Genomic DNA, 690 nt, shown 5'->3' with positions numbered 1-690 from the left:
AAATAGGTCACCTCAGCAGAAGCTTCAGCGGCCTCCGAATGAAACGCCTCAGCATCTATCATCCCGGTGCCTTCGAGCATGACTCCCAGGGCCAGGCTCATACCGACTTCGGCAAGAAAAGAAAACAGGAACTTTGGATCGTTCATCCTGGATGAAAGTTCGGCGCCTTCTGTCGCCGCCAGAGCCGGATCCAGTTTCTCCAGCGCCGCCGCTTTGACGGCGCCGAGGCGCTCGCGGCGCAACTCGCCCTGAACTGCAATCTGCTGGTTCTTCTCCGTCAACCGGGCAAGCCCGTTAAGGATGGAACCCTGCATTCTGCGAGCGGCAAAAGTCCTGAACTGCGCTCCCAGCGAAGGTTCATAACGATCAAAAGACTCCAATAACCCCACGCTGGCAAGTTGAAGATAGTCATCGAACTCCACTTCGTCGTGGGTGCGGCGCGCGTAAAAAGTCGCAGCGACGATGCGAGCATATGGCAGGTGCATGGAAAGAAGTTTCTCTCGGGCAGGGGCCGCWCGCTGGTCTATCCACGCTCTCCACAGCAGCAGCTCATCATCCCCCAGTCCTGCAGGTAGCGCAGACTGGGGCGGCTGATTGTGTGCTGTCTTCGGCATGGTGGACACCGGGCTCAATGAAAGCTGCCTACGAGTGCCTTGAGCACAAGGCTCCATCCATCGTCCAGGATGAACA

At 57.8% G+C, this 690-nt stretch carries 1 protein-coding gene; it reads right to left on the bottom strand.

Going from position 1 to position 690, the window contains the following annotated elements; genetic code table 11:
* A partial coding sequence (locus tag AC1D0Z_RS23550; RefSeq protein ID WP_477660534.1) for a sigma factor occupies nucleotides 1–485 on the bottom strand: 485 nt, incomplete at its 3' end.
* Between the last annotated feature and the right edge of the window lie 205 nt (nucleotides 486–690).

Source organism: Polaromonas sp. P1_E3, assembly GCF_056405935.1.
This window is presented reverse-complemented; position numbering and strand designations above follow the sequence as displayed.